The organism is Nonomuraea sp. NPDC051298 (assembly GCF_055586305.1).
The window spans coordinates 17,690-41,259 of record NZ_JBVJIM010000024.1; the positions used below are offsets into that span (position 1 = coordinate 17,690).

The following is a 23,570-nucleotide window of genomic DNA, read 5'->3' on the forward strand; positions in this document are numbered from 1 at the left end:
GGCCCGCATGACGACACTCCAGGCCGTACCGGCGGGGGCCACCTACCGCGAGGTGTTCGCGGTGGGCCAGTTCCGCGTGCTGTTCACCGGCTACACGCTCTTCCTCGGCGGCGAGACGGTGAAGATGCTCGCGCTCTCAGTGACCGTCTACGCCGGCACCGGCTCGCCTCTGATGGCCGCGCTGGCCTACGTCGCCGGTTTCCTGCCCTACGCCCTCGGTGGCACGCTGCTGCTGGCGTACGCCGACCGGTGGCCGCCGCGGGCCGTGATGGTCGGCTACGACCTGGTCCGCGCCGCGGTCGCCGCTGTGCTCGCCGCCGGGCTGCTCTCCCCCATCGCGATGCTGGTGCTGGTGTTCGTCACCGGCATCCCCAGCGCGGTCGCCTCCGCGGCGCGCAGCGCGCTGCTGCCCGAACTGCTCGACGGCGACCGGTACGTGCTCGGCCGGGCCGTTTTCTCCATGGCCGCCGGGGGCACGCAGGTGCTCGGCTTCGCCGTGGGCGGGGTGCTGATCGCGGCGCTCGGCCCGTACGGCGCGCTCTGGATCACCGTGGCGAGCTGCCTGCTGTCCGCCGCGCTGCTGCGCCTGCGGCTGGCCGAGCAGCCGCGCCGCGGCACGACCGCAGGGTACGCGGTACGCGAGACCTGGCGGGTCAATCGCGAACTGCTGCGCCGACCGGCGATCCGTTCGCTGCTGCTGGCCCAGTGGCTGCCGCCCGCGCTCGTGGTCGGCGCCGAGGGCGTGCTCGTCCCGTACGCCGTCCAGATCGGCATGCCGGACTCGGCCGGGCTGCTGTTCACCGCCGTGGCGCTCGGCATGCTCACCGGCGACCTCGTGATCGGCCGGCTGGTCACCCCGCAACGCAGGGAACGGCTGGCCGGGCCGCTGGCACTGCTGCTCGGCGCGCCGCTGCTCGGGTTCGTGCTCTCGCCCGGGCCGGTCACCGCGGCGCTGCTGCTCGCCGTGTCCGGGTTCGGGGTGGCGTACCAACTGGGGTTGGCCCGCCGCTTCCTGGAGGCGGTGCCGGAGGCGAACCGAGGCCAGGCCTTCGGGCTGGCGCTGACCGGGACCATGACGTCGCAGGGGCTGTTCGCGGCCGGCGGCGGGGCGTTGGGCGAGGTGGCAGCGCCCGGTCTGGTCGTCGGCGCGGCGGGCGCGGCGTCCCTGCTGGCCGTACTGGGTCTCTGGCGCGTGCTCGCGTCGCCGAAGGCGTAGCAGCGCATGAGGAGCGGCCGATGCCGGAGAAGAGTTTGGCCAAGGCCACAGACTCGCCAGTGTCAACACGCGTAAAGAGGACGGTCAGCCCGTCCACCTGATCAGCAATCTGCAGTCCGGCAGGGCCAGCCGGCCTCGTAAGACGCGTTGGGTCAGGTTCCGGCCGCGGGGTCCGATGACGGTTCGGTGCTCTTGGTGTGAAGCGCGAGGCCGCCACCGTTCGCGGGCCGGAACCCCAGTCCATGGAGCTCCGGATCGTCGAGCGCGGTGACCACGCGTAGGGCGCCGGCCTCGGCTACCTCGCAGACCACGAGACGCACCAGCGCGTCGCGCACCGCTGATGGGACGCCGGGCAGGATATGCACCAGGTCGAGACGGGCGATGGTGCGTCGCTCGTCCTCCCAGGACGCGGCTGCCTGACCGACGAAAGGTTCCCCGCGGGCGTTGTCGGCGCAGGCCTGAAGCCAGCAGGCAAGCCTGGCCTCGACGATCAGCTTTCTGGGAATGGTGACATCCATCCCTGCCCGGGCCAGCCAGGCGCCGACCTCGGACACAGGCGGAGAAACCGATGCCGGCAGCGATCCGAGAATGGAATAAGCCTTCTCGAGGTCATCCGGCGAGGCGGAGAGCTCAAGGTCGTTGAGTGCTACGCGACCGATGTCGAACCCGGCGGGCCAGGCGTCCGGGGCATCGTGAGTGTCCAGCAGGACGTACCCATCTCGGATCATCCGGCGGCTTCGACGAACCAGGCCGGTATCGAGTTCGATCGCGAGGCGGGATGCGAAGTCTGCGGCCCATTCATCAGGCGCGGTCACCGGCAGGCCGGTGTACGAACCGCCAATCCACGGACTCGCCGATCCCCTCGGGAACTCGACCTTGACGGCGTATGTGTTCGGATCTCGCCGCCAATGGAAGATCACCAGCATGCCGCCGGACTCTGCCACGACGTCGACCGCGGAGTATCCGTCCAGCACAGCGCCCGCACGTGACAAACGGGTCCTGACCGCTTCGAGGACCTCCTGCCGGGACCACTCCATTGTCATACGTCCAGCCTCCCACGCCCTTCTCGGATGGCTGCTGCGGCCGAACCCGGATGAGTGGATGCGCCGCCTCGGCACGTGCCGCTGAGGCCACTCGGTGCGCCTCGCGGCCCCGCTTGCGCTCCACCGCGCGGCGCTGGAACAAAGCCTCGCCTTCGTCGAGGGCACCGACCCGGCCGCACGCAGCCGTTCCAGGGTGGCCGCGTCCAGTGCGGTCGCCGGAGTGAAGCCCTGACGCGTCAAGCCTCCGGCGGCGGCATCGGGCCGCTCAGGGGCGGGCGCTGGTGCGACCCCCTCAGGCCAGACGAAGGAGAGCGGACGCCGCCTCGGCGCTCGCGACGACGTCGAGACGGCCCCAGCGGACGGGCCAGGTGAAGCGGCGGTCGACGGTCCAGGCCAGGACGGCGTCGAGGTCGTCCGGGGAATCCAGGCGGTCCTCGTCGGCGACCACCAGGGCCGCGGCAGGACCGACGGCGGGATCGGCGATGGCGCACCACGAGGAGTCCGCCAGAGGGAAAGCGTCGGACCAGAACATCCCGTGCAGGGTCGCACAATCCTCGTCGAGCGAACTCCGCTCACTGTCAAAATGACGGCCGAACACGAAGTCGCCCAGCACGGCGCCCGTGAAGGCGTCGACAAAGCGCAGTGTCTGCGCGCCAATCAGCGCGAGCACCCCGTCCGCGCCCCACAACACCGCCTGCGTCCCGTCCGGCGCGTCGATCGACCCCACCCGGGCCGGTTCGTCGCCCAGTGACCACACCTCCGCCCGCCCGTCCTCGGTCAGGCACGCGGCGAAGTCGCCCGCGCTCTCCCAGGCCCAGGGCCGCTCCTGGCCATCGTAGAAGTACCGGCCGATGCGCCTGGTGGTGGCGATGGGCAGGTGATACTGGTGACGGCCGCGCGCATCGTAAACGTCGACACCGCCACCGCTCTCCACCACGACCGCCAGCCGGGCCTCGGCCCCGCGCATGCCCCAGTGCAGTGACCCCTCGGCCTGGTCCACGGGATCGCCCACCGGACGTCCAGTGCCGGCGTCGAGGACGGACAGCCGGCGCGGGCGGCCCGGCGTCAGCGCCGCGGCATACCGGTCGTCCGGGCTCCATGCGACGGGCCCGGCGGTCAGCGCCAGCCAGCGCATCCGCCCGCCCGGGAGATCGACCACGGCGGCCCATGTCTCGTTGTCCCCGAGCAGCCGCCCGCCGTCGCGGGACCAGCGCACCCGGCGGAAGGAGAAGTAGTCGTTCTTGAGCCGCTCCTTCACCTCCTCCGGCAGCGGTTCGGTCAGCATGGCCGGCTCGGGGCCTGTGTTGTGGAGGCGGTAGTCGTTGTAGAAGACCTTGCCCTCGTCCAGCGCCGCGACGCAGCCCATCATCTCGTGCTCGCTGCTCATCGAGATGTGGGCCCGCCGACCGTCGGGGGCCAGGGCGAAGACGGCCGCGGCGTCGTACCCGTCCGTCACGTCCGCGCTCCCGTACGGATTGGTACGCGCGCCGAACGGGTCCCACACCCCGACGTTGTTCGTGCAGAACGCCAGCGCGACCCGAGTGCCGTCCGCGGACCACTGCACGGTGTCGCGGCGGCCGGGCCAGCCGACGCCGTACCTGATGTCGATCGTGTTGACGAGGCGTCCCGTGGCCATCTCCCATACCTGCAGGGGGCCGGTGCCGTCGTACTGCCCCTGCGCCAGTCCCCGGCCCGTGGCAAGGTAGCGGCCACACGGGCTGAGCGCGTAGTCCTGAAAGTCGCCTCCGAACATGGTGTACGGGTGACGCAGCCGCGCCCCGCGCTCGCGCAGGCGCTCGGTGGCCAGCCGGTGCGCACCGGCGACGCCATGCCGCTCTTCCACGTCGGCCAGGAGGGCGCGCAGCGTGAGCAGGTGCCGCTCCGGCTCGAATGCCGACCAGTCGGCCTCCTCCAGCAGTTGGAGCAGGGCCGCGGGATCGTCCCGCACCGCTTCCAGGTCGGCATGCCCGGGAAAGTCCCCGGATCCCGTACGCCTGGCCCGCGAGGCCAGCAGTTCCTCCACCGACAACACCGGCACACCCAGCCGCTCCGCCGCGAGGACGCGCTCGTTCGGGTAGCCGCCGTCGTACCCGTCGAACACGAGGTCCACGGAACGCGACACCTCGTCCACGACGTTCGCCCCGGCCCCCTGAAGCCGCATCCTCAGCTTCGCGGCGGACTCGGTGCGGAACCTGCCGGCCACGACGACGGTCTTGCCTCGAAGATCCATAGCTGTGGAGGATAGACGAACCATGATGTCACCCTTGGAGGCCGTCCACCGCGACGAATCTGAACTCCGACGTGTAGCGACGGCCGTCCCCGTCGACGAGCCAGAGTTGGTCGAGCGCCGGCAGCATCTCCGTGATCTGGAGCGACTCCACCCGCCGTACCGCCTTCGCCGCCACGTTGACCAGCGCGGGGCTGCCGAAGTGCACCGCCACCGGCTTGTCCTGGTCCGGCACTCTGAGGAGGACCAGTTCCGGCATCTCATGCCGGGCCCGCCACCGCCTGGCCTGCTCGAAGCGCTCTCTTTCGTTCTTGGCGAAGGCCCATCGTGCATCGGTGACGGGAAAGCGCCAGGTCTCCCTGTGCACGACCATGCGGTCGACGGTGACGCGTGGCTGGTGCTCCCCCTCCGCCAGCGGCCGGAAGGCGTTGACGGCCGCGTCTCGGTCACGTTCGCCTGGGCGCACCGGTCTCCGATCGCCCGGACCCGTCCCTGGCCGCGGTCGTGGGCCCGTTCGTCAACACGCCCATGCTCGACGTCGACGCCCGCGACGATCCCGCCTTCGCCGAGCTGCTGGTCAGGACCAGACGCGTACCTGGACGCGTACGCCAACCAGGACGTGCCGTTCGAGCGCGTGGTGCGGCGGCTCAAACCTGATCGGCAGCTCAGCACCGGCCCGCTGGCGAACACCCTGTTCGTGCTCCACAGCCAGGGCCTGCCCGAGCTGAGGCTGCCCGGCCTGCGCGTCGAGCGGGTGACGACCGCTCCGCCGCCTCCGCCCGTGGAGCTGGTCGTGTCCCTCGTGGAGGACGGCGGCGCGGTCCGGGGACGATTCGACTACCGGGCCGAGCTGTGCCCGCCCAGGACCGTCGCCGGCCTCGCCGCCGACTTCGGCGCGGTTCTGCGGGCGGCGGCACGGCCCGGACGCAGGCTGTCGGGGCTGCTGCCCGGCGCACCGGTCCACCTGCCGCCTTCGCGGGCTCAGGCCGAACCGGCCGGACCCCGCCTCGAAGACGATGCGGAACGGGCGAGGGAGATCTGCGCCATCTGGGCGGACGTCATCGGCGTCGACGAGGTGCGTCCCTGCGACGACTTCTTCGACATCGGCGGCTACTCCCTGCTGGCGGTGGAGATCCTCACCCGCGTGGAAGCGGTACGGCGTCACCCTGACGATCAGACAGCTCTTCGAGAACCCCACGCCGACCGAGCTGAGCGGGCTGCTAAGACGCCGGCTGCAGAGAGTCGGCCTGCAGAGAGTCGGCCTGCGGAGCTCGGCGAACGGAAGGCAGGCAGGTGGCGGCGATCGCGATCAGCGACATCGCGCCCGCCAGGACCGCCGACGTCGCGACCGGGCCGATCGATCCCACCAGGAGCCCACCCGCCAGGCTGCCCATCGGGAGTTCCTGGCCGTCACTCAGTGCTGGACGGTGACGACGACCTTGCCGAGCTGGGTGTTCGACTCCAGGTGATGGTGCGCCTGCACGATGTCGGCCAGATCAAAGGTCCGGTCGATGGCGGGCTTCAGCGTGCCGGCGCGGAGGCCGGTCTCGATGAACGCCCGGGCGCGGCCCATCCGGGCGGGGTCGGCGGTGATGAGGTCGACGTTGAAGCCGTGGACGGTGATGGGCCAGTTCATGGGCAAAGGCGCGGGCCGGGGGTCCAGCCAGCCGTACACGATGATCAGCCCGTCGGCCGCGACGGTCTCGGCGAGTCCGCTCAGGCCAGGCCCTCCGACGGCGTCGAAGACGATCCTCGCCCCCTTGCCACCGGTGACGGTGCGAACGCGGCCGACGAGGTCGCCCTCGTCGGCGGCGATGACGTGAGCGGCCCCGGCCTGAAGGAGCCGCGTGGACTTGGCGGCGGTCCGGGTGACGGCGATGGGGACGGCGCCGAGGTGGTTGGCGATCTGGATGGCCGCGAGCCCGACGCCGCTGGACGCGGCGGTGATGAGGATGCGGTCGCCGGGGTTGGTGCGGCCCACTTCCACCAGGGCGCCATAGGCGGTCAGGTACGTGGTCCACAGGGCGGCGCCGGTGATCGCGTCGACCCGGGCGGGCCGGGGCAGGAGTGACTGGGCCGGGACGTTGACGCGGTCTGCGTAGACGCCGTGGCGTGACATTTCCTGATCGCTGATGATGCTGACCCCATCGCCAGGTGCGAAGCCCGCAACCTCGGGGCCGACCGCCTCCACCGTTCCGGCCGCTTCGAAGCCCAGCCGGGAGCCGGGAAGGGTCGGCTGGTAGTAGTACGTACCGGCGCGAAAGAGCGCCTCGGCGCGGTTGAGCCCGATGGCATCGATGCGGACACGGACCTCACCGGGGCCCGGGGGGTCGAGCCGGACCTCCTCGATCTGCAGGACGTCCGGGCCGCCAAGTTCGTGGAAGAGCACTGCTCGTGCGTCGTTCACCATGGGTAGGACGCTACGGTCTGCTGATGAGACGCTCCATGTCGCGGAGTCTTCCAATTCTGTCCGATCGTCTCCCTCTATGGATGCCAGGCTATGCTCGGCCTCATGGACGTGCTGAGCGACGCGATCACTGGCATGCGCACCGGCGTCCCCCATTCCTCGCGCACCCTCATGTCCGCGCCGTGGGGCATGCGCTTCGCCCCCTCCGATGGGGCAGGCTGCCACGTCATCCTGCAAGGCTCCTGCTGGCTCCTGCCGTCCGAGGGAGAGCCCATCCCGCTCGCCCCCGGCGACGTGGTGTTCCTCCCGCACGGACGAGGGCACGCGATCGCAGACGATCCCGCGACTCCGCTGGTCGACGTCATTCAGGGCCAGGACGGGAACTGGGTGCCGAGCGAGGAGGCACCCCAAGGTACGGGCCCGGCCACGCTCATGCTGTGCGGGGCCTACCGACTCAGCCGGACGCGAGGACACCCGCTGGTCACCGGACTGCCTGACGTCGTCCACCTGCCAGCCAGAATCGGCACACATCCCGCGCTGCGCGCCGCCGTGGATCTGCTGGGCGCTGAGCTGGAGCAGCCGGGGCCCGGCTCTGACGCGCTGGTGCCGGCGCTGCTCGACTCGCTGCTGCTGTACATCCTGCGCGCCTGGCTGCGCGAGCACAGGCAGGCGGCCACCGGCTGGGCCGCCGCGCTGACCGACCCGGCGATAGCCGCCGCCTTGCGGTTCCTCCACACCGACCCCGCCCACCCCTGGACCGTGGAGGACCTCGGGGCACGTGCGGGCCTGTCGCGGGCCGCCTTCGCGCGGCGCTTCACGACGCTGGTGGGCCAGCCGCCTCTGGCCTACCTGACCTGGTGGCGGATGACCGTCGCCGGCCAGCTCATGGCCACCAGCGACGCCCCGCTGCGTGTGGTCGCCGAGTCTGCTGGCTACACCTCGGAGTTCGCCTTCGCCAAGGCGTTCAAGCGGGAGTTCGGGATGTCGCCCGGCAGGTACCGCAGGCGACACGACAACAAGGCCGTCAAATAGGCGCGCGGTGCTCGCTTGGAGCTCATGATACGGACCCGGCCCTAGGGGTTGATGTGCACCCAGAACAGGGGTGAGAGCGCCCGACGGTCCTCGTTGGTGAGCGGCTGCTCGTGAAAGCAGGGCTTCTTACGAAAATGGACTCTTGCGAGAGCAAGCTCGCGCTTCGCGGGAAACAGACCCGCCGAGCCGGACATCTGCTGAGATGTGTCCAAACAACGGAAAGAAGGCAACATCGGGCCTCCGGCGCCGGAGCAACGCTTCGAGCGGCTCTATCTGGCGCACTATCCCGCTATTGCCGCCTATGTCACACGACGTACCGAGTCCACGGACGACATCGCCGACGTCATCGCCGAGACGTTCACGACCGCCTGGCGCCGGCTGGACGACGTCCCCCCGGGGGACGGGGCACGGCTGTGGCTGTACGGCGTCGCCCGGCGTGTCCTCGCCAACCACTTCCGCGCCGAGGAGCGCCGCTCGGCGCTGGCCGTACGGCTGCGCGAGGAACTGGCCGCCTGGTCCCGGCCAGTGGCCGACCGGGACGGCGACGCCACCTACCAGGCGTTCAGACGCCTGTCACCCGACGACCGGGAGCTGCTCACCATGGTCGGCTGGGAAGGGCTGAGCAGCGCCGAGATCGCCAAGGTGCTCGGCTGCTCACGCGGAGCCGCGCGCCTGCGCCTGCACCGCGCCCGCAAGCGGCTGGCCAGGGAACTGGCCGCAGCCGACCTCGACCTCACCACCTACGGCCTGCGCGCCGTCGCACTCGCGGAGGGAAGATCATGAAGAACGGCGTGGACCGCGTCATCGCCCGCCTGTCCCCCGACGCCGGGCCCGGCCTGACCGAGGGGGCCCATGAGCTCATGCGCGACATCATGGCCTCCGAGCCGACCACCGCCAGGACCGTCGCACCGACCGGGCGGCGCGCGCGCCGGCCGCTGGTGCTGCGCGCCGCGGTGCCGGGCGTGGCCCTGCTGGCCGCCGCGTTCCTCGGGACGAGCTGGCTGCTGCCCGCCGGGCTCGGCCTCGGCCCGGGGACGGCCTCGGCGCTCGACATCAAGAAGGAGCACGGCTACTACGTCATCGAGATCAAGGACCTGTACGCCGACTCCGGCACGTACCAGGCGCAGCTCCGTGACGCCGGTCTGGACGTGACCCTCAGGGTCATCCCCTCGACGCCGTCATGGGTGGGCTCCATCTTCCCCACCTCGCCCACCGAGCACCGGTATCTCGACGAGATCAAGACCATCGACCAGCCGGGGGGTTGCGACAAGATGGGCGGCTGCCCGATCGGGGTGAAGATCCCGGAGAACTTCCAGGGGCCCGCCGAGATCACGCTCGGGCGCGAGGCCCAGCCCGGCGAGCTGTTCGAGAACCGCACCACGATCGACGGCCTGGGCGAACCGCTGCACTGCCTGCCCTACATCGGCCGGACCGTGGCCGAGGTGCGCGGCATGCTGCAGGAGCGCGGTGTGACCGTCCAGAGCTTCCAGGACATGGACCCCGAGTCCGGCGGGACCAAGGAGTCGGTGCCGGACTCGTGGCTGGTGGAGAACGGCACCATGACGGAGCCGGGCAAGGCGAACCTGAACGTGTACGAAGGGTCGGAGCCGCAGGAGCCGGGGGGCCGCCGCGGCGAGAACTGCCCGATCTCCTAGGACGATCTCCTAGGCACGCGAGAACCGCCGCCTGAGCTGGGCGTACGAGGGCTGCTGCCCGCACGGGGCGCCGGGCAGCAGCCCTCTCCGCACGCCGTGCCCTCGCGGCGCAACATGCCGCGCCGCCGGTTGCAGCGGGGTGACCGCCGCAACCCCGCCAGCACCTGGCCCACTCCATCGCCCGCTGAACGCGCCCCCGGTGGACAACGCCGCCCCCTTACGTGGGCCGCTGACCACCGTCAGCCCCACCCCGAAGACAAGATCGAATACGCCCGGCTCCTCAAGGCTCAAGCCGACTCCGTGGGGGTCGCCGTCCTGCTTCACCCCGACACGGCCACGCCTTCAGTCTTGGCGGCCGGACTTCCGGGCACAGCGGCTCATGACAGAAGGGCCGCGCGGTGGCGCAGGTGAGTCCGTAGGTCGGTTTGATTGCTGGGAGCCGTGTCATGGGGCATCACGGCTCTGCTCGGCGGCCCAGCGCCGGAACGCCTCTCTGTCGGCCTGCACGACGGGGTACCAGATCTCGGCCTGGCGGGGATCGAGCTCTCGCAGTTCGGGGATCCGCTCGTTCCACTGTCTCGCGACGTCGGCGACCACCCTGCGGCACTCGGTCCGCAACCGCCGCCGGAGGAAGACCAGGAAAACCGCCATGACCGGACGAGCCCAGCCGCGCCCGCGGGCGGTCAGGGTGACGCCCACCCGCCATCTGCGCTCCCCCGCGTCCTTGGGCCTGATCCTCAGCGCCGCCTCGGCGAGGGGATGACGGAGCAGCACTGTCACCGGTGCGTCGCGGCGGCTCCACGCGCGCCCCTCCGCCGATTTCCACCACCGGTCGGCGTCGAACCGGATGGCGAAGGACAGCCGACGCCGGCGCTCGTGCCCGTGATACCTGCCACTGGCCGATGCCTGCCGGACCTTCTCGGGGCTACGGAGCTGAACCGTCCAGGTGCTCTTGTTGTCGTTGTCGTGCCAGGTCGTGATCTCGGCAGCCACCTCGCCCCGGCGCTCCCACGACCTGATGACCAGCTCGGTCGGCGTGCGGCCTGCCTGCTCGGCCTCGCCCTCGGCGTCCGCTTGGTCCTCGTGCCACCGGTACCGCGCGCCGACCGTCAGATGCTCTCCCTCGACGAGAGCGACGCGCGCGAGATCCCCAGCGTCGTCGGCCCATGCGTCGCCGTCCAGCGCCAGACCCTCCGCGCGCTCGAACAGGCCATGAACGAACTCCTCGAACCATGGCCGCGGGAGCGCTTCCACCACGACCTCGCACTGGAATCGAGCCATGCGAACGATCGTCTCCAAGCAATCCTGGCAAAAGCCATAGCGATCGCGCCCGAGGTGCCTGCCTCTCCGGGTCCGTACGGTACGCGCAGAGTGCGGTCCTTTCGCGAACCTTCGACGGCCCCTGGGTACGATTGCCGCGCCTACTGCGTCCGCAGCAGGCGGCAGGCGCGTGCCGACTACGAGAGCTTTGAAGGCGTGCGCGCCCCTGGGCCCGGCCTCAAGGTCAGGCCGTGAGGGCGGCCTCGGCTTCCCGGTAGATGACGCTCGGGTCCTCGGACAGCCACGCCTTCACCTGGCGGCTCCAGGCGTCGGCGAGCACCTCTGACCGGTGCGCTTCGATGCCGTCGAGGGCTGCCGCGACGATCGCCTCGGGGGCGGTCTTGTCGCCGTCGTACCAGGCCATCATGTCGGTGTCCGCGGCGCCCAGGTGCAGGCCCGTCACCAGGGTGCGCTGGTCGGCCAGTTCCAGGCGGACGCTGTTGGTGAGCGCCCATTCGGCGGCCTTGGCCGCGTGGTAGGCGCCCGCGCCGTCGAAGGCGAGCCAGGAGATCGCGGACAGGACGTTGAGGATCGCGCCGTCGGCCAGTTGGGGCGCGAAGGCGCGGATCACGTTGAGGGTGCCGTAGAAGTGGGTGTCCATCTCGCGGCGGATCGTGTCCAGGTCGCCGGTGATGAGGTTCGCGCCGGTGGAGATGCCCGCGTTGTTGATGACGATCTTGACGTCGGGTGCCGCGGCGGCCGCGGCGGCGACCCACGCCGGGTCCGTGATGTCCAGGCGCAGCGGGATGACTCCCGGTACGTCGATGAGGTCCGGACGGCGGGCGGTGGCGTACACCTTGCCGGCGCCACGGTCGAGGAGGGAAAGGACGAATTGCCGACCCAGGCCCCGGTTGGCGCCGGTGACCAGCACATGTGCTCCGTTGATCTGCATGCCGGATAGGCTAAAACCTGACGTTGACGTCAGGGGCAAGTGTTGTGATGGAGGTCACGGTGCGTATCGGCGAGTTGGCGGCGCGGTCGGGCGTCAGCGTGCGGGCCTTGCGTTACTACGAGGAGCAGGGGCTGCTGGAGGCCGGCCGGAGCGAGTCCGGGCAGCGTCGCTATCCCGAGTCGGCCGCCGACCGCGTTCAGTTGATCCAGACGCTCTACTCCGCCGGCCTGTCCAGCCGGACCATCGCCGAACTGCTGCCCTGCGTCGATGCCAAGGCCAGCACTCCCGAATCGCGGGCCCGGCTGGCCGCCGAGCGTGATCGCATCGACGCCCAGATCTCCGCGCTGACCCGTACCCGTGACAACCTGGACGCGGTCATCGCCTCCACCGCAAGCCCGGCCAGCGGCTGCGCCTGGGTCGCGGACCGAGATGCCGCCGCGCGGGCGAGTCACTCCGCGACGCCGTGACAGCCGCGGCCCGGCTCGGGTGCGATACCAAGAACACGATCCGTCACGCCAAAAACGTTCGGGCACCCGCCTGGACGCGCCGATCGGGGTGGACTCGCTGCTGCTGTTGCTCGAAGCGCTGTTCGACGCCCACGCCGCCGCCGGGTTCCCGCGACCCTCGCCCTTCGCCTTGACGAGGACACCTTCGAGGTGGCCATCGCCGACAGACGCATCGACATCAGCCGAGACGAGCCCGACCGGCCCCTCGACGAGGTGCTTGGCAGCGGCGCAGCCCGCTTGGACGGGGACCGTCAAGTGGTCGACAGGTGGCGTCGGCACCCGCGTCCGTGCAGGTCAAGCGGTAGCTCGGGCGCGACATGGCCAGGACAGCGATACGACAGCCGTCCTTGGTTGACTCGGTGTGTCGCGTCGTTCGCCGTCCGAAACGGCGTCGGTTCCGCGATCGACAGGGGCTCGCGGCGACTTCACCAGGGAGATCGCGATGAATGCCACCTTGACCAGGAAGGAAAGACGTCGCATGTTTACCCGGATTCGCCGGCGAGCGCTGACCCTCGCGTTCGCCACGGGACTGCTCACGGCACAGGTCGTGACGATGGGAGCGTCCCCCGCCGCCGCCGCGCCGCAGGACTGTGAGGGGGGCGCCAACGGCTTCGTCGACATACCCGACACCCTGCGGGGCGCGCAGGTGCCAGTGCCGTCGGTCAGCATCTTCGGACGGACCGCCACTCTCTACGTCGGCTCGGTCCGTGGCGTCACCCGCGGTTGGGCTCACCTGGGTGGGGACACCCTGTGGGGTGACAGCGTGTGGATGGACTGGACCCGGAACGGCGGCACGACCTGGATCCAGTGCGGTCCGTTCGAGGTGACCTCCGGCGGACAGACGAAGACCAGCGCGGCACAGCGCACCAGTTCCGACACCAACTGGCAGTTCCGGGCCTGTCTGAGGTGGGGTCGCCACGATCCGCCGCACGTTCGCTGCACCGCTTGGTGGTGATCGCCGGATCGCGGCTGCCAACGCCGCCGGACTTGCAGCGCAGCACGTCGCCCGGCCCGGCAGCGTCGGGCCGAGCAGCGTCGGGCCGAGCAGCGTCGGGCGGGGCAACGATGCCGACGTAGCACAGCGTGCGCCAGGGCGGCCGGTGTACGGGAGGAACTGGTCGCCGGCGGCCCCGCGGGCCTGGCAGGAGGCCCGTCCGCACACGTGGCCCTGCCCAGGCCGCTCCCTTGGGAATGGACCAGGTCGCTGGGCGGCATGCCCCGTCGCTCCCCGGCAAAGATATGCAGAAAGGGGGACGCGTGAACGGGGCGGCCACAGCGATCCTTCCAGCATGAACATCGTCGCCTCACTCGTCATCGGCGCGGTCACCGCCGTCGCCCCGGCCACGACCACGCCGCTGTCATGGCAGGACTGCGGAGACGGTCTGCGGTGCGCACAGATCCAGGTGCCGGCGGACTGGGCCCGCCGGTCAGGGCAGAAGGTGACGATCGGTCTCGCCAAGCTGCCCGCCCAGGACCAGGCTCGCAAGAAGGGCGTGCTACTGGTCAACACCGGCGGGCCCGGCGAGCAGATCGCGCTTCTCCGCCAGGCGAAGCAGTCCTTCGCAGATCTCACCAAATGGTTTGACGTGGTGATTTTCGACCCGCGAGGGTTCGGCAAGTCCAGCGTGATCAACTGCCCTATCCGCGCACCCTTCGCCACCGAGTGGGTGTTTCCGGACAAGGACGCATACGACGCGTACGCTGCTAAAAACCGCGCTTTCGGGCAAGCATGCGCCAAAGAGGCCGGGCCGCTGTCGGGAAACCTCAACTCCTGGCAGATCGCGCACGACATGGAGGCGATCAGAAACGCCCTGGGGCAGGCGAAGCTCACCTACCTGGGCAACTCGCACGGCACCGTGCTCGGGCAGGCCTACGCCGAGTTGTTCCCGCGCAAGGTCGGCCGGATGTACCTCGACAGCGTCTTCGACCACACCACCCCCGACCCGCACACCTGGCTCCAGCCACGAGCGGAGGCTCTGGAAGCCAACTTCAAGCGCTTCGCCGCCTGGTGCCAGAGCACTGTCACCTGCGCGCTGCACGACAAGGATCCGGTGGCCGTCTGGGACGAGGTGATGGCCAAGGCCCGCCGCGAGCCCATCCCCGCCCCCGAAGCCGGTCCCGGCGTAGGCATCAGCGACACCCAGATCGCCTCCCGCGCCAGCTTCACCTACGAGGCCACCTGGGAGCCCCTGGCCGCCGGGCTCGCACGGGCGCAGGCCGGCGACGCCTCGTTCTTCGCCAAGGTGGAAGGCGCGCCGGACCCCGACCTGTCACGCGTCATCCTCTGCGCGGATCTGCCCTACCCCGGCTACGGAAAGATCAAGAAGCTGGAGGGCATCCTGCGTCGCGATACGCCCCACATCGGGTGGCGGGCCGTGTGGCCGATGGCCAACCACTGCGCCGGCCTCCCGCCAACCAGGACGTACCCGCCTCACCCCATCAAGGCGCCGGGCCTGCCGCCCGTGCTCATCGCGGGCGGCGAGTACGACGACAACACCCCGATCGCAGACGGCCGCCGGCTGGCCGCCCAGCTTCCCGGGGCCCGCTTCCTGCCGGCCATCGGCGGACATGCGCTCTACCTCTCCGGCCACCCGTGCGTACGCGAGCACGTGCACCGCTACCTGACCACGGGCCAGATGCCGCCGCGCGGCGCCTCCTGCGGACCGGCGAAGTAGCGTTGCCGCTGTGTACGCCAGAGAGGGACTCTTCGTGCTCGCGGCCACGGCTGCGCTCACCGCATTCGCCGTAGTCGACGGCGAGCCGCCGCCGTGGCCCGGGCTGCCCCTCCTGGCCGGTGCCAGCCTCGCCGCAGCCCTGCCGCTGACGCTGCGTGCCCGTTTCCCGCTGACAGGAGCGCTGCTTTCAGCGGCGATAGCTCTGCTCGGGCTGGCGATCCCGGGCTGGCAAGGCCGGCTGGTGACCATGGCCATGTTCGGCGCGGCGGCCTTCCGCCTGCCGCGCCGCGCCTGGCTGGTGCTGAGCCTGTCCATCGTCTGGACCGCCGGTTACGGCCTGCTCATCCCGCGCGCCCAGGCGGGGCTGTCCGTGGTCACCGACCTGGTCATCATGGGTGTCGCTCCGGTCGCGATCGGTCTCGCCCTGCAGTTGTACGGCGAGCGGGCCGCGCAGGCGGCTCGGCTCGACCACGCCGAGTCCCGCCGCGCGATGGCCGAGGAACGTGCCGCGCTCGCCCGCGACGTCCACGACAGCGTCGGCCACCACCTCACCGCCATCCGCATGCAGGCCACCGCCACCCGCCGAGCGCTGCGTGGCCAGGTGCAGACCGCCGACAAGGCACTGGGCACCATCGCCGAGTTGTCCGCAACCGCGTTGAACGAGGTGCGCGCCCTTCTCGACTCACTACGCGAGGCACCCACCGGACCGGACCTGGAAGAGATCGAGAACCTGGCCAAGCGGCTCTCCACCCCACGGCTGCCGATCTCGGTCCACCGCGCCGGCCCCGGCACCACGCTGCCGCCCGCTGTCGGCCATACGGTCTACCGGCTCGTGCAAGAAGCGCTCACCAACGCCGCCCGCCATTCCGGAGCCGGCCACGTGGACGTGCACGTGCTGTGCGACCCGGCCGCTGTGACGGTCTCGATCACCGACGACGGCCACGGGCGTGCCGGAGCGGAGGGGCGGGGCATCAGAGGCATGCGCGAACGTGTGGACCAGCATGGCGGCACGTTCGTGGCAGGCCCGGGGCAGGATCACGGCTGGCGGGTGGAGGCCGTCGTGCCGATCAGGCCAGTCGGTTCAGGGAGGGCGGCGTGACGATTCGAGTGGTCATCGCCGACGATCAGCCGGCCGTACGTGACGCGTCGCGCGTGACACTGGACGGCGAGCCCGACATCAAGGTGGTCGGTGAGGCGGCCGACGGAGCCGAGGCCGTCCACCAGGCGCTGTGGCGGCGCCCCGACGTGGTGGTGCTGGACCTGCGCATGCCGTACGTCGACGGGATCTCCGCGATCCGGCAACTGGCCGGCACGGAAGCTCCGCCGGGGATGCTCGCGCTGACGACGTTCGACACCGATGAGTACCTCTTCGGGGCACTCCAGTCGGGGGCTTCGGGGTTCCTGCTCAAGGACAGCGACCCTGAACTGCTCCTGGAGGCGGTGCGAGCGCTGCACCGCGGGCACGGACTGGTGGACCCTCAGGTCACCACCCGGTTGATCCACCGCTTCGCGAGCCTGTCGCCCGCGTCCCCCGCCGACGCGCAACAGCGGCTCACCGCGCGTGAGCTCGAGGTGCTCCGGCACCTGGCTCACGGGCTGAGTAACGCGCAGATAGCCCGAGCCCTGACCATCGAGGAAGGCACGGTCAAGAACCACGTCGCGAGTCTCTTGCGCAAACTCGGGCTGCCCACGCGGGTGCGCGCCGTCATCTATGCCTACGAGCACGGCCTGGCCCCGCGCTACTCAGACACCCAACCTTCAAGGAGGTTCACATGCCCTTGAGCCGTCGGGGGGCAAGCCGCCGCCGGAGGGGCTGGTGGATCGCGGGCACGGTCACCGCGGTTCTCCTCACCACGGTCGTGGTGCTGACTACGATCGCCTTCCCGTCCGTCGCGGCCACCACCTGTCCCGGTTGTTACGGCCTCGAGCGCCTCCAGCCCGGCGTGTACGCCGAACCCCGCCTGGCGCCGGCCGAGCGCCGGCACGTGGCTGAGGTCGTCGAGCAGGCGAACAAGCGGGTACGTGAGTTCTTCGGCGGACGGGCAAGCACTCCTGACATCCTCGTATGCCTATCGGACGACTGCTACCGCAGGATCGGCGGCAGCCGGGAACGCGGCATCGCCGTGCTCAACCGGTCGGTGATGCTGTCCCCGCGCGGCGTCGATCCCGTGATCGCCTCGCACGAGCTGACCCATGTGGAGCTGCACGCCCGTTTGGACGGCGCCGAAGTCCCGCAGTGGTTCGACGAGGGCCTGGCTGTCCTGGTCAGCGATGACCCCCGATACCTCGCCCCGGACGGCGACCGCTGCCTCCTCGACTCCCGCCGCCCCTTGCCGGTGACGCTCGGCGACTGGCTGCGCGCGGCATCAGCGGATCCCCAGATATACGCCGAAGCCGCCTGCCAGGTGAATCGTTGGGCAGGGACAAACGGCGGGAAAGATGCCGTACTAACTCTCATCGAACGGCTGTCAACAGGACACGCCTTCCCAGACATTCAGCTATCAGCCGCAGCCGCAGCTTGATCGCCATCACCATGACCAACGACGACCGGGGTCAATGAAGGCACGTGGAATGGGCTCAGGAGAGCAGCTCCTCACTGCTGTCGCGGGTCAATCAAGTTGGAGACAGGACCGCGGCGATCCCTCACCGCACCAATCGGCAAGAGCACACGCGTCACTGCGGCCGCGAATACCGACGAAACCACAGATCAGATACGGTTTGGCGGCTTATCGCATGGTTCTTGACGGCACCCCTTGCAGGTGGCCCGCAGCCGGGCCCGCCCGGCCGGCCCGCAGCCGGCCGGCCCTCCGGCCGGACGCCACCGTTTACCCTTGCGGGGCAGCAGGTTCAACGGGCCGAACTCATCGACGCAGATCACTTTCCCGTCTGCGGGTGGGTGATCGTACAACTCCAGCACCCGCCGCATCCGGTGTCGGCGCTCCCCGGATCGGCCCGCGCCGGTCCGGCTCGTCCTCCGGCGCGGAGGAAGGCGAGCACGTTGTCCGGGTCGCTCACGAACGGGACCGCCTTCTCTTGGCCGCCACCATCTCCACGGCCCCGCGCTTGTCGGCGTCGGTGACATGGGAGTACGGGTCCCGCGAGGTCACCGAGACGTGACCGGCGATTCAGGGCATGATCGAGGGCCGCGTCTCCGGGCAGCGGACCCCGTTGGCCGGGACCGACTGCGAAATCAGGTAGCGGTCGATCGCGCCGATCGTGCACTCGCTGCGGCCGTACACGCTGTGCCCCGAGCCCTCGTAGGTGAGCACGCGGGCCTCGTCACCGATCTGCTCGGCCGTGCTGAGCGTCCACAGGTAGCCGGTGGCGGGGTCGTTCAGCGAGGAGGCGAGCAGGATGGGCGGGGTGGCGTCCACACGCAGCCGGTGCTGCGGGTTGGGAATCGGCGTGGGCTGCCCCAGGCAACCAGCGATCCGGCCACGCCTTGAGCAACGCGAAAGGCGCGGACCCGGGCGAGTCCGCGCCTTTCAGAGCGCGCGAGCGGCGGCTCAGAACGGCCGCGCGGGGTCCGTCAGGGCATCGTGTGGCCGCCGATCTTGTAACCGACGGGCCTGTTCGTGATGTTGGCTCTTGGGGATGGTGATCGTGATCGCCGGTACCATGCCCAGCGATCTCGCGACGTCGCTGAGCACGGCCGCCCCGAAGCACTCGGGTCCCTGGGCGAGCAACTGCCTGACCTGGTAGGCGCGCGAACCGCTCACCGGAGCGTCGCGGTCTTCGGCGGCGTTGACACATGGGAGCATCTGAGCGGCATTCCGGTCAGAGGGCGGCCGACATCCGGCAAACCGGCAGGCCGCGGCAGTTCGGGCAGTGCCGGCCGACTCCTGTCCTGTTCACCGGCGGTAGGTCCGCGCCGCCGGGCGCGGACCTCTTCCGGCACGGCCGTGAGCGGTGATCTCAGCCGAGAGACGCGAGCGCGTCCGCGAACGCCGCGACGGTGTCGGCGACGTCGGCGTCGGTGTGCGCGGCGGACAGGAACCACAGGCCGCGCGGGACCATGTTGACCCCCCGGTCCAGCAGCGCGGCGTGCAGGCGCAGCATCCTGGCCCGGTCGGTGGCCGCGAAGTCCCGGTAGTCGCGGACCCGGCCGTCGGTGAAGTACGTCTGGAAGACCGGGCCAGGGCCGTCCACCAGGAGCGGCACCCCGGCCTTCCGCGCGGCCTCCTCGAAGCCTTCCATCAGGGCCCTGCCGCGGCGGTAGAGCCCGTCGTACACCTGCTCGCGCTGCTCGTCCAGGACGCGCAGGGCGGCGTCGGCGGCGGCCATGGCGACGGGATGGGAGTTGAACGTGCCCGCGTGCGCCACGCGGCCGTCGGAGATGTGGTCCATGACCTCGGCGCGCCCGGCCAGCGCGGAGACCTGCATGCCGCCGGCCATCGCCTTGCCGAAGACCGACAGGTCGGGAATGACGCCCAGGAACTCTTGGGCGCCTCCGGGGGCCAGCCGGAAGCCGGTGATGATCTCGTCGAAGATCAGCAGGCTGCCGTTGCGGTCGCAGAGTTCACGCACGCCCTCCAGGAAGCCCGGATCGGGCAGGATCGCCCCGGTGTTGCACAACACGGGTTCGGCGATCACGGCGGCCACCTGGTCGTCCAGGAGACGTCCGAGCGCCTCCAGGTCGTTCCACGGGGCGACCACGAGGTCGTGGTCGCCCCGCTGCTGGCCGACGGTTCCCGGCACCGGGAGCGGCGCGTCGGCGGGGCCTGCGGCCTCCAGGGCCGGGTGGACGCTGTAGAGCACCGGGTCGAACCAACCGTGGTAGTGGCCCTCGAACTTGAGGATCTTCGTCCGCCCGGTGACCCCGCGCGCCAGCCGCAGCGCGGCGTGCACCGCCTCGGAGCCCACGGTGTTGAAGCGCACCCGCTCGGCCGAGGGCACCATCGAGATCAGCCGCTCGGCGACGGCGACCTCGGTGGCGTGCTGGGCGGAGTAGACGATGCCCCTGGCCGCCTGCGCCGAGATCGCCGCCACCACCTCGGGCGGGCAGTGCCCGAGGATGGCCGGCCCCTGGCCGAGCACATAGTCGAGGTAGGAGTTGCCGTCCACGTCCCACAACCGCGACCCCGCCGCGCGCTCCACGTACAGGGGCACGCCCGCCATCCGGCGCGCGTCACTGGAGACGCCGCCCGCCAGGGCCTGCCTGGCGCTGTCGTACAGCGCGGAGCTCGCGCTCAGCTTCCTGCTCATGCCGACCATCAAAGGGCGGTACGGCGGGCCCCCACAAGCAGCACGGCAAGCAGCGGGCGGTTGTCGCAAGGACGGGTTCTTGTGACCCGTCGCCCTCGGTGGCGAGCATGAGGAGCATGCAACTCGGGCGTATCCGGCGCACTCCCGCCGATCCAGTCGAAGTGGTGGCCCTGCGGCAGCCCGGCGAGCTCGTCAGCCTCGCCGCGCTGGGCGACGATCCGGTGGCGATGCTGAGCACGTACGGGCTCGACCGCCTGGCCGAGGAGGCGGATCGCGGCGCGGGCTTCGCCGAAGGGCCGGTGATCTTCGAGCCGCCGGTCGGGCAGTGCGGCAAGATCTGCTGCCTGGCGCTCAACTACCAGGAGCACGCCGACGAGAGCGGGCTGGCGGTGCCGCCTGAGCCGGTGCTGTTCTTCAAGCCGCCGACCGCGCTGGTCGGCCACCGGCAGCCGGTGATCGCGCCACCGCGCACCAAGCACCTGGAGCACGAGGTCGAGCTGGCCGTGGTCATTGGCCGGCCGACGCGCGACCTGCCCGAGGAGCGCTGGCGGGAGGCGGTGGCGGGCTACACGGTGATCAACGACATGACCGCCCGCGACCTGCAACTGGCCAACATCGAGCGGAACGTGCCCTGGGACCAGTTCAAGGGCTTCGACAGCTTCGCGCCGCTGGGCCCCTACCTCGTCACGGCCGACGAGGTGCCCGATCCGATGGCGCTCGACCTGCGCCTGGAGGTCGACGGGCAGGTCCGCCAGCGGGCCAACACCCGGCAGATGGTGTTCGGGCTGCCGCGGCTGATCGCCGACCTGTCCGATGGGATGACGCTGCTGCCCGGCGACGTCATCGCGACGGGCACGATCGCGGGGATCGCGCCGCTGAGGGACGGCGACGTCATGCACGCGACCGTGCAGGGCGTGGGAACCCTGAGCAATCCGGTCCTATTCCGGCCGTCCTAATTCGTCTATTGTGGCGGCATGTACGCAGTCGCCGCCCTGGTGGACCTGGACGACTTCGTGGTCTCCGAACGCGCCCGCGGCCACTCGTGGGCGTCCGCGCAGTTGGATCGCGTGGAGCGGGTGGTCAGGGTGACCGCGGGCGAGCGCGCGAGCAGCCGCCCGCTGCCCCCGGACGAGTGGCTCGTACTGCTGACCGGCGAGGAGCCCGGGGTGCTCGCCGCCGAGGCGGTGCTGCTGGCCGAGGAGCTCAGGGAGCGGATCGAGCGGGAGAGCGAGCTGACCGCCACCGTCAGCCTGGGGCCGCCGTGCGGGTCCCGGGCGGTCGCGGAGCGGGAGGCTCGCCGTACGAACTCCTACAAGCTGGTGCTGGGCGGGGACCGGGTGATCGCGGCGCCGGCCGGTGGGACGGGCGGACCGGCCGTGCCTCCCGTGAGGATCGAGGCGGCGCTGGCGAGCAGGGTGCGGGCGGGCGACGGGGCCGGCGCGGCCGGCCTGATCTCGGCGTGGCTGGACAGGTGCGCGCGGCTGCCGGGGGCCGATCCGCAGCAGTTGCGCAGCCGGCTCATCGGGCAACTGCTGTTCGTGGTGGACGTGGCCGGCACGAGCAGGCTCGCCGACGGCAGGACCGACTGGGTGGACGCGTGCGCGCGGCTGCCGTTCGACGACCTGATCGCGGTCGCGGACATCCACGAGCGCTCCTACCTGCGGCTGTGGCTCCAGGACGCGCTGAGGCGGCTCGTGCCCGCGCCGCCGGAGCGCGGCGTGCTCGCGCTGGCCGAACGGTACATGGCCGAGCACTTCGACGACCCGGGCCTGCGGCTGGCGACGGTGGCGGAGGCGATCTCGGCCAGCCCGTTCTACATCTCGCACCTGTTCGCCCAGGAGCGGCGCACCACGTTCCTGCGGCACCTGACCGGGCTGCGGCTGCGGCACGCCAGGCACCTGCTGAACGCCTCCACGCTGCCCATCGACGCGGTGGCCGCGCGCTGCGGCTACCGCAGCGCCAAGGCGCTGCGCGGCGTCTTCAAACGTCACGTGGGCTGCACACCGACGGCCTACCGCCGTACCGGCGGCTGACCGGCCGACACGGCTCGCCGCAGGCACGCCGGCTGACCGGCCGGTACGGCTCGCGCGGCCACGTCACCGGCTGACCAGCCGGTACGGCTGCCGCGGCCGCCCCACTCCGGCCGATTTGACCGGCGGCAGCGTCCAGGCCAGCCCCTCCTCCACCAGTTCCTGCAGCACCCGCCGGGCGCTGCGCGGCGCGAGACCGAGGATCTCGGCCACGGTCTCGGCGTCGACCACCAGCGACTCGGGATCGTCGCCCAGCCGCTCGACCAGCCTGCTGATGATCTTGTCGCTCCTGCGCGGCTCGGCGGGGTCCTCCGGCCTGCGGCGCTGCCGCGGCGGCAGGGACAGCGCGACGCCGTCGTCACCGATGACGAACGCGGCGGTGGCGTCGGCGTTCCCGGCCCGCTCGATCGCGATGAGCGCGTTGGAGTCGGCGTCGCGCGCGGTGTGCCCGAGCCCGATGCCCACCTCGACGGCCACGCCCAGGTCGGCGCGGACGCGGTCCATGAACGGCGCGACCCTGAACCCGTCGGTGGCCTGGCCGAGCGCGCCGACCGTGGCGGTGACCACGTAGCGGTTCTCGCCGCGCGGCACCACGGTGGCGCCCATCAGCCGCGCCTCGGCCAGCAGCGACTGGTGCAGGGAGAGCTTGAGCTCCTGCTGCCAGTAGTTGCCCGGCCCCGAGTGGGTGGGCCGCGCCGCGGCGGCCAGCTCCACCAGGACGATGGCGATCCGCGCCTCCTCGAGGCGGCTGCCGGTGCCCAGCAGCGCGGCGGTGTTGAGCGCCAGGCGCAGCGTGTGCGGCGTCGGCATCATGCGCAGCACCGGCACCTGCGCGGCCTGCAACTTCTTGGCCACGGTCCTGATCGTGGTCAGCGCCGCCGTGGTGGCCCCGTCACGGTGGAGCTTCTCGTGGAAGCCGATGAAGTCGCGGACCGACTCCGGCTGGTGGTACTCCGAGACGTGTACGCCGTCCGTCGCGACGCCGATCTCCTCGTATGCCTCGGCGACGTCGGCCGCGGGGATGGAGTCGATGCTCACCCGGGCCGGGTCGATCCCGTGGGAGAGCACACCGCGCAGCAGGCTGGAGTACAGCCCGGTGCCGCTGACCGGCACGAACGTGGCGGGTACGGACAGCGCGCCCGACCGCCTGGCCAGGTCGTACTGGAGCGGGCCGGTGAAGAGCACCACGTCGATGCTGCCCACGATCTTGGACAGCTTGTCGTAGGTCTCGTTCTCCCCCGCGTGCGGAGCCCCGACCAGACGGAGGGAGGCGGCATCGGGCAGCCCGGCCCCGATGTGCACGATCTGCTCCACCAGGTCGTGCGGGCCGACCACCCCGATCGCGATCTTGGTTCTCAACTG

The 23,570-nt window shown here is 71.0% G+C and carries 21 protein-coding genes; 12 read left to right on the top strand and 9 right to left on the bottom strand.

What is annotated here, in order from left to right; genetic code table 11:
- The first annotated feature begins 7 nt into the window (after positions 1-7).
- Positions 8-1,216 carry an MFS transporter gene (locus ACZ6S0_RS42180; RefSeq protein WP_465924951.1) on the top strand — a complete coding sequence of 403 codons (1,209 nt, stop codon included), beginning with the start codon at positions 8-10 and terminating at the stop codon, positions 1,214-1,216.
- Positions 1,217-1,368: 152 nt separating this feature from the next.
- Here the strand turns inward: ACZ6S0_RS42180 and ACZ6S0_RS42185 are convergent, their stop codons facing one another.
- From ACZ6S0_RS42185 to ACZ6S0_RS42200, 4 genes are all read right to left on the bottom strand, one after another.
- Positions 1,369-2,142, bottom strand: coding sequence for a hypothetical protein (locus ACZ6S0_RS42185; protein ID WP_465924952.1), 774 nt, complete (start codon positions 2,140-2,142; stop codon positions 1,369-1,371).
- 409 nt (positions 2,143-2,551) lie between these two features.
- Positions 2,552-4,489: a BRCT domain-containing protein gene (locus ACZ6S0_RS42190; RefSeq protein WP_465924953.1), complete on the bottom strand. Its 1,938-nt coding sequence runs from the start codon at positions 4,487-4,489 to the stop codon at positions 2,552-2,554.
- Positions 4,490-4,517: 28 nt separating this feature from the next.
- Positions 4,518-4,952, bottom strand: coding sequence for a lantibiotic dehydratase (locus ACZ6S0_RS42195; RefSeq protein ID WP_465924954.1), 435 nt, complete (start codon positions 4,950-4,952; stop codon positions 4,518-4,520).
- Between the two features lie 948 nt (positions 4,953-5,900).
- On the bottom strand, positions 5,901-6,896 hold the full coding sequence (locus tag ACZ6S0_RS42200) for a zinc-dependent alcohol dehydrogenase family protein (RefSeq protein ID WP_465924955.1): 996 nt from the start codon (positions 6,894-6,896) through the stop codon (positions 5,901-5,903).
- Between the two features lie 102 nt (positions 6,897-6,998).
- Between ACZ6S0_RS42200 and ACZ6S0_RS42205 the strand changes: the two genes are divergently transcribed.
- The 3 genes from ACZ6S0_RS42205 (at position 6,999) to ACZ6S0_RS42215 (ending at position 9,580) form a co-directional block, all read left to right on the top strand.
- Positions 6,999-7,925 carry an AraC family transcriptional regulator gene (locus tag ACZ6S0_RS42205; protein WP_465924956.1) on the top strand — a complete coding sequence of 309 codons (927 nt, stop codon included), beginning with the start codon at positions 6,999-7,001 and terminating at the stop codon, positions 7,923-7,925.
- 204 nt (positions 7,926-8,129) lie between these two features.
- Entirely contained in the window at positions 8,130-8,708 is a 579-nt protein-coding gene (locus tag ACZ6S0_RS42210; RefSeq protein ID WP_465924957.1) for an RNA polymerase sigma factor, read from the top strand.
- Positions 8,705-9,580, top strand: a complete 876-nt coding sequence (locus ACZ6S0_RS42215) for a hypothetical protein (RefSeq protein ID WP_465924958.1) — start codon at positions 8,705-8,707, stop codon at positions 9,578-9,580. Before ACZ6S0_RS42210 ends, ACZ6S0_RS42215 begins: the two co-directional genes overlap by 4 nt.
- A gap of 444 nt (positions 9,581-10,024) precedes the next feature.
- Here ACZ6S0_RS42215 and ACZ6S0_RS42220 read toward each other — a convergent pair whose 3' ends face one another.
- Together ACZ6S0_RS42220 and ACZ6S0_RS42225 are read right to left on the bottom strand one after the other, a co-directional pair.
- A complete protein-coding gene (locus ACZ6S0_RS42220; protein ID WP_465924959.1) occupies positions 10,025-10,861 on the bottom strand; it encodes a hypothetical protein in 837 nt (278 codons plus the stop codon).
- 223 nt (positions 10,862-11,084) lie between these two features.
- Positions 11,085-11,792, bottom strand: a complete 708-nt coding sequence (locus tag ACZ6S0_RS42225; protein WP_465924960.1) for an SDR family oxidoreductase — start codon at positions 11,790-11,792, stop codon at positions 11,085-11,087.
- Positions 11,793-11,851: 59 nt separating this feature from the next.
- Between ACZ6S0_RS42225 and ACZ6S0_RS42230 the strand changes: the two genes are divergently transcribed.
- From ACZ6S0_RS42230 to ACZ6S0_RS42255, 6 genes are all read left to right on the top strand, one after another.
- Positions 11,852-12,259 (top strand): MerR family transcriptional regulator, encoded by a 408-nt coding sequence (locus ACZ6S0_RS42230; RefSeq protein WP_465924961.1) that lies wholly within the window; start codon positions 11,852-11,854, stop codon positions 12,257-12,259.
- 481 nt (positions 12,260-12,740) lie between these two features.
- Positions 12,741-13,253, top strand: coding sequence for a hypothetical protein (locus tag ACZ6S0_RS42235; RefSeq protein WP_465924962.1), 513 nt, complete (start codon positions 12,741-12,743; stop codon positions 13,251-13,253).
- A gap of 334 nt (positions 13,254-13,587) precedes the next feature.
- On the top strand, positions 13,588-14,973 hold the full coding sequence (locus ACZ6S0_RS42240; protein ID WP_465924963.1) for an alpha/beta hydrolase: 1,386 nt from the start codon (positions 13,588-13,590) through the stop codon (positions 14,971-14,973).
- A gap of 10 nt (positions 14,974-14,983) precedes the next feature.
- On the top strand, positions 14,984-16,072 hold the full coding sequence (locus ACZ6S0_RS42245; RefSeq protein WP_465924964.1) for a sensor histidine kinase: 1,089 nt from the start codon (positions 14,984-14,986) through the stop codon (positions 16,070-16,072).
- Positions 16,069-16,755 (top strand): response regulator, encoded by a 687-nt coding sequence (locus ACZ6S0_RS42250; RefSeq protein WP_465924965.1) that lies wholly within the window; start codon positions 16,069-16,071, stop codon positions 16,753-16,755. The genes ACZ6S0_RS42245 and ACZ6S0_RS42250 overlap by 4 nt, the downstream gene beginning before the upstream one ends.
- Positions 16,746-17,495, top strand: a complete 750-nt coding sequence (locus ACZ6S0_RS42255) for a hypothetical protein (protein ID WP_465924966.1) — start codon at positions 16,746-16,748, stop codon at positions 17,493-17,495. Before ACZ6S0_RS42250 ends, ACZ6S0_RS42255 begins: the two co-directional genes overlap by 10 nt.
- Positions 17,496-18,098: 603 nt before the next feature.
- On the opposite strand, the gene ACZ6S0_RS42260 is transcribed toward ACZ6S0_RS42255, so the two are convergent.
- Together ACZ6S0_RS42260 and ACZ6S0_RS42265 are read right to left on the bottom strand one after the other, a co-directional pair.
- Entirely contained in the window at positions 18,099-18,404 is a 306-nt protein-coding gene (locus ACZ6S0_RS42260) for an alpha/beta hydrolase (RefSeq protein ID WP_465925065.1), read from the bottom strand.
- 484 nt (positions 18,405-18,888) lie between these two features.
- Positions 18,889-20,178, bottom strand: coding sequence for an aspartate aminotransferase family protein (locus ACZ6S0_RS42265; RefSeq protein ID WP_465924967.1), 1,290 nt, complete (start codon positions 20,176-20,178; stop codon positions 18,889-18,891).
- Between the two features lie 116 nt (positions 20,179-20,294).
- On the opposite strand from ACZ6S0_RS42265, the gene ACZ6S0_RS42270 reads away from it, so the two are divergent.
- Together ACZ6S0_RS42270 and ACZ6S0_RS42275 are read left to right on the top strand one after the other, a co-directional pair.
- Entirely contained in the window at positions 20,295-21,134 is an 840-nt protein-coding gene (locus ACZ6S0_RS42270; RefSeq protein WP_465924968.1) for a fumarylacetoacetate hydrolase family protein, read from the top strand.
- A gap of 18 nt (positions 21,135-21,152) precedes the next feature.
- Positions 21,153-22,211 carry a helix-turn-helix domain-containing protein gene (locus ACZ6S0_RS42275; RefSeq protein ID WP_465924969.1) on the top strand — a complete coding sequence of 353 codons (1,059 nt, stop codon included), beginning with the start codon at positions 21,153-21,155 and terminating at the stop codon, positions 22,209-22,211.
- A gap of 63 nt (positions 22,212-22,274) precedes the next feature.
- Here ACZ6S0_RS42275 and ACZ6S0_RS42280 read toward each other — a convergent pair whose 3' ends face one another.
- Complete coding sequence (locus ACZ6S0_RS42280; protein WP_465924970.1) at positions 22,275-23,567, bottom strand: transcriptional regulator; 1,293 nt, start codon at positions 23,565-23,567, stop codon at positions 22,275-22,277.
- Between the last annotated feature and the right edge of the window lie 3 nt (positions 23,568-23,570).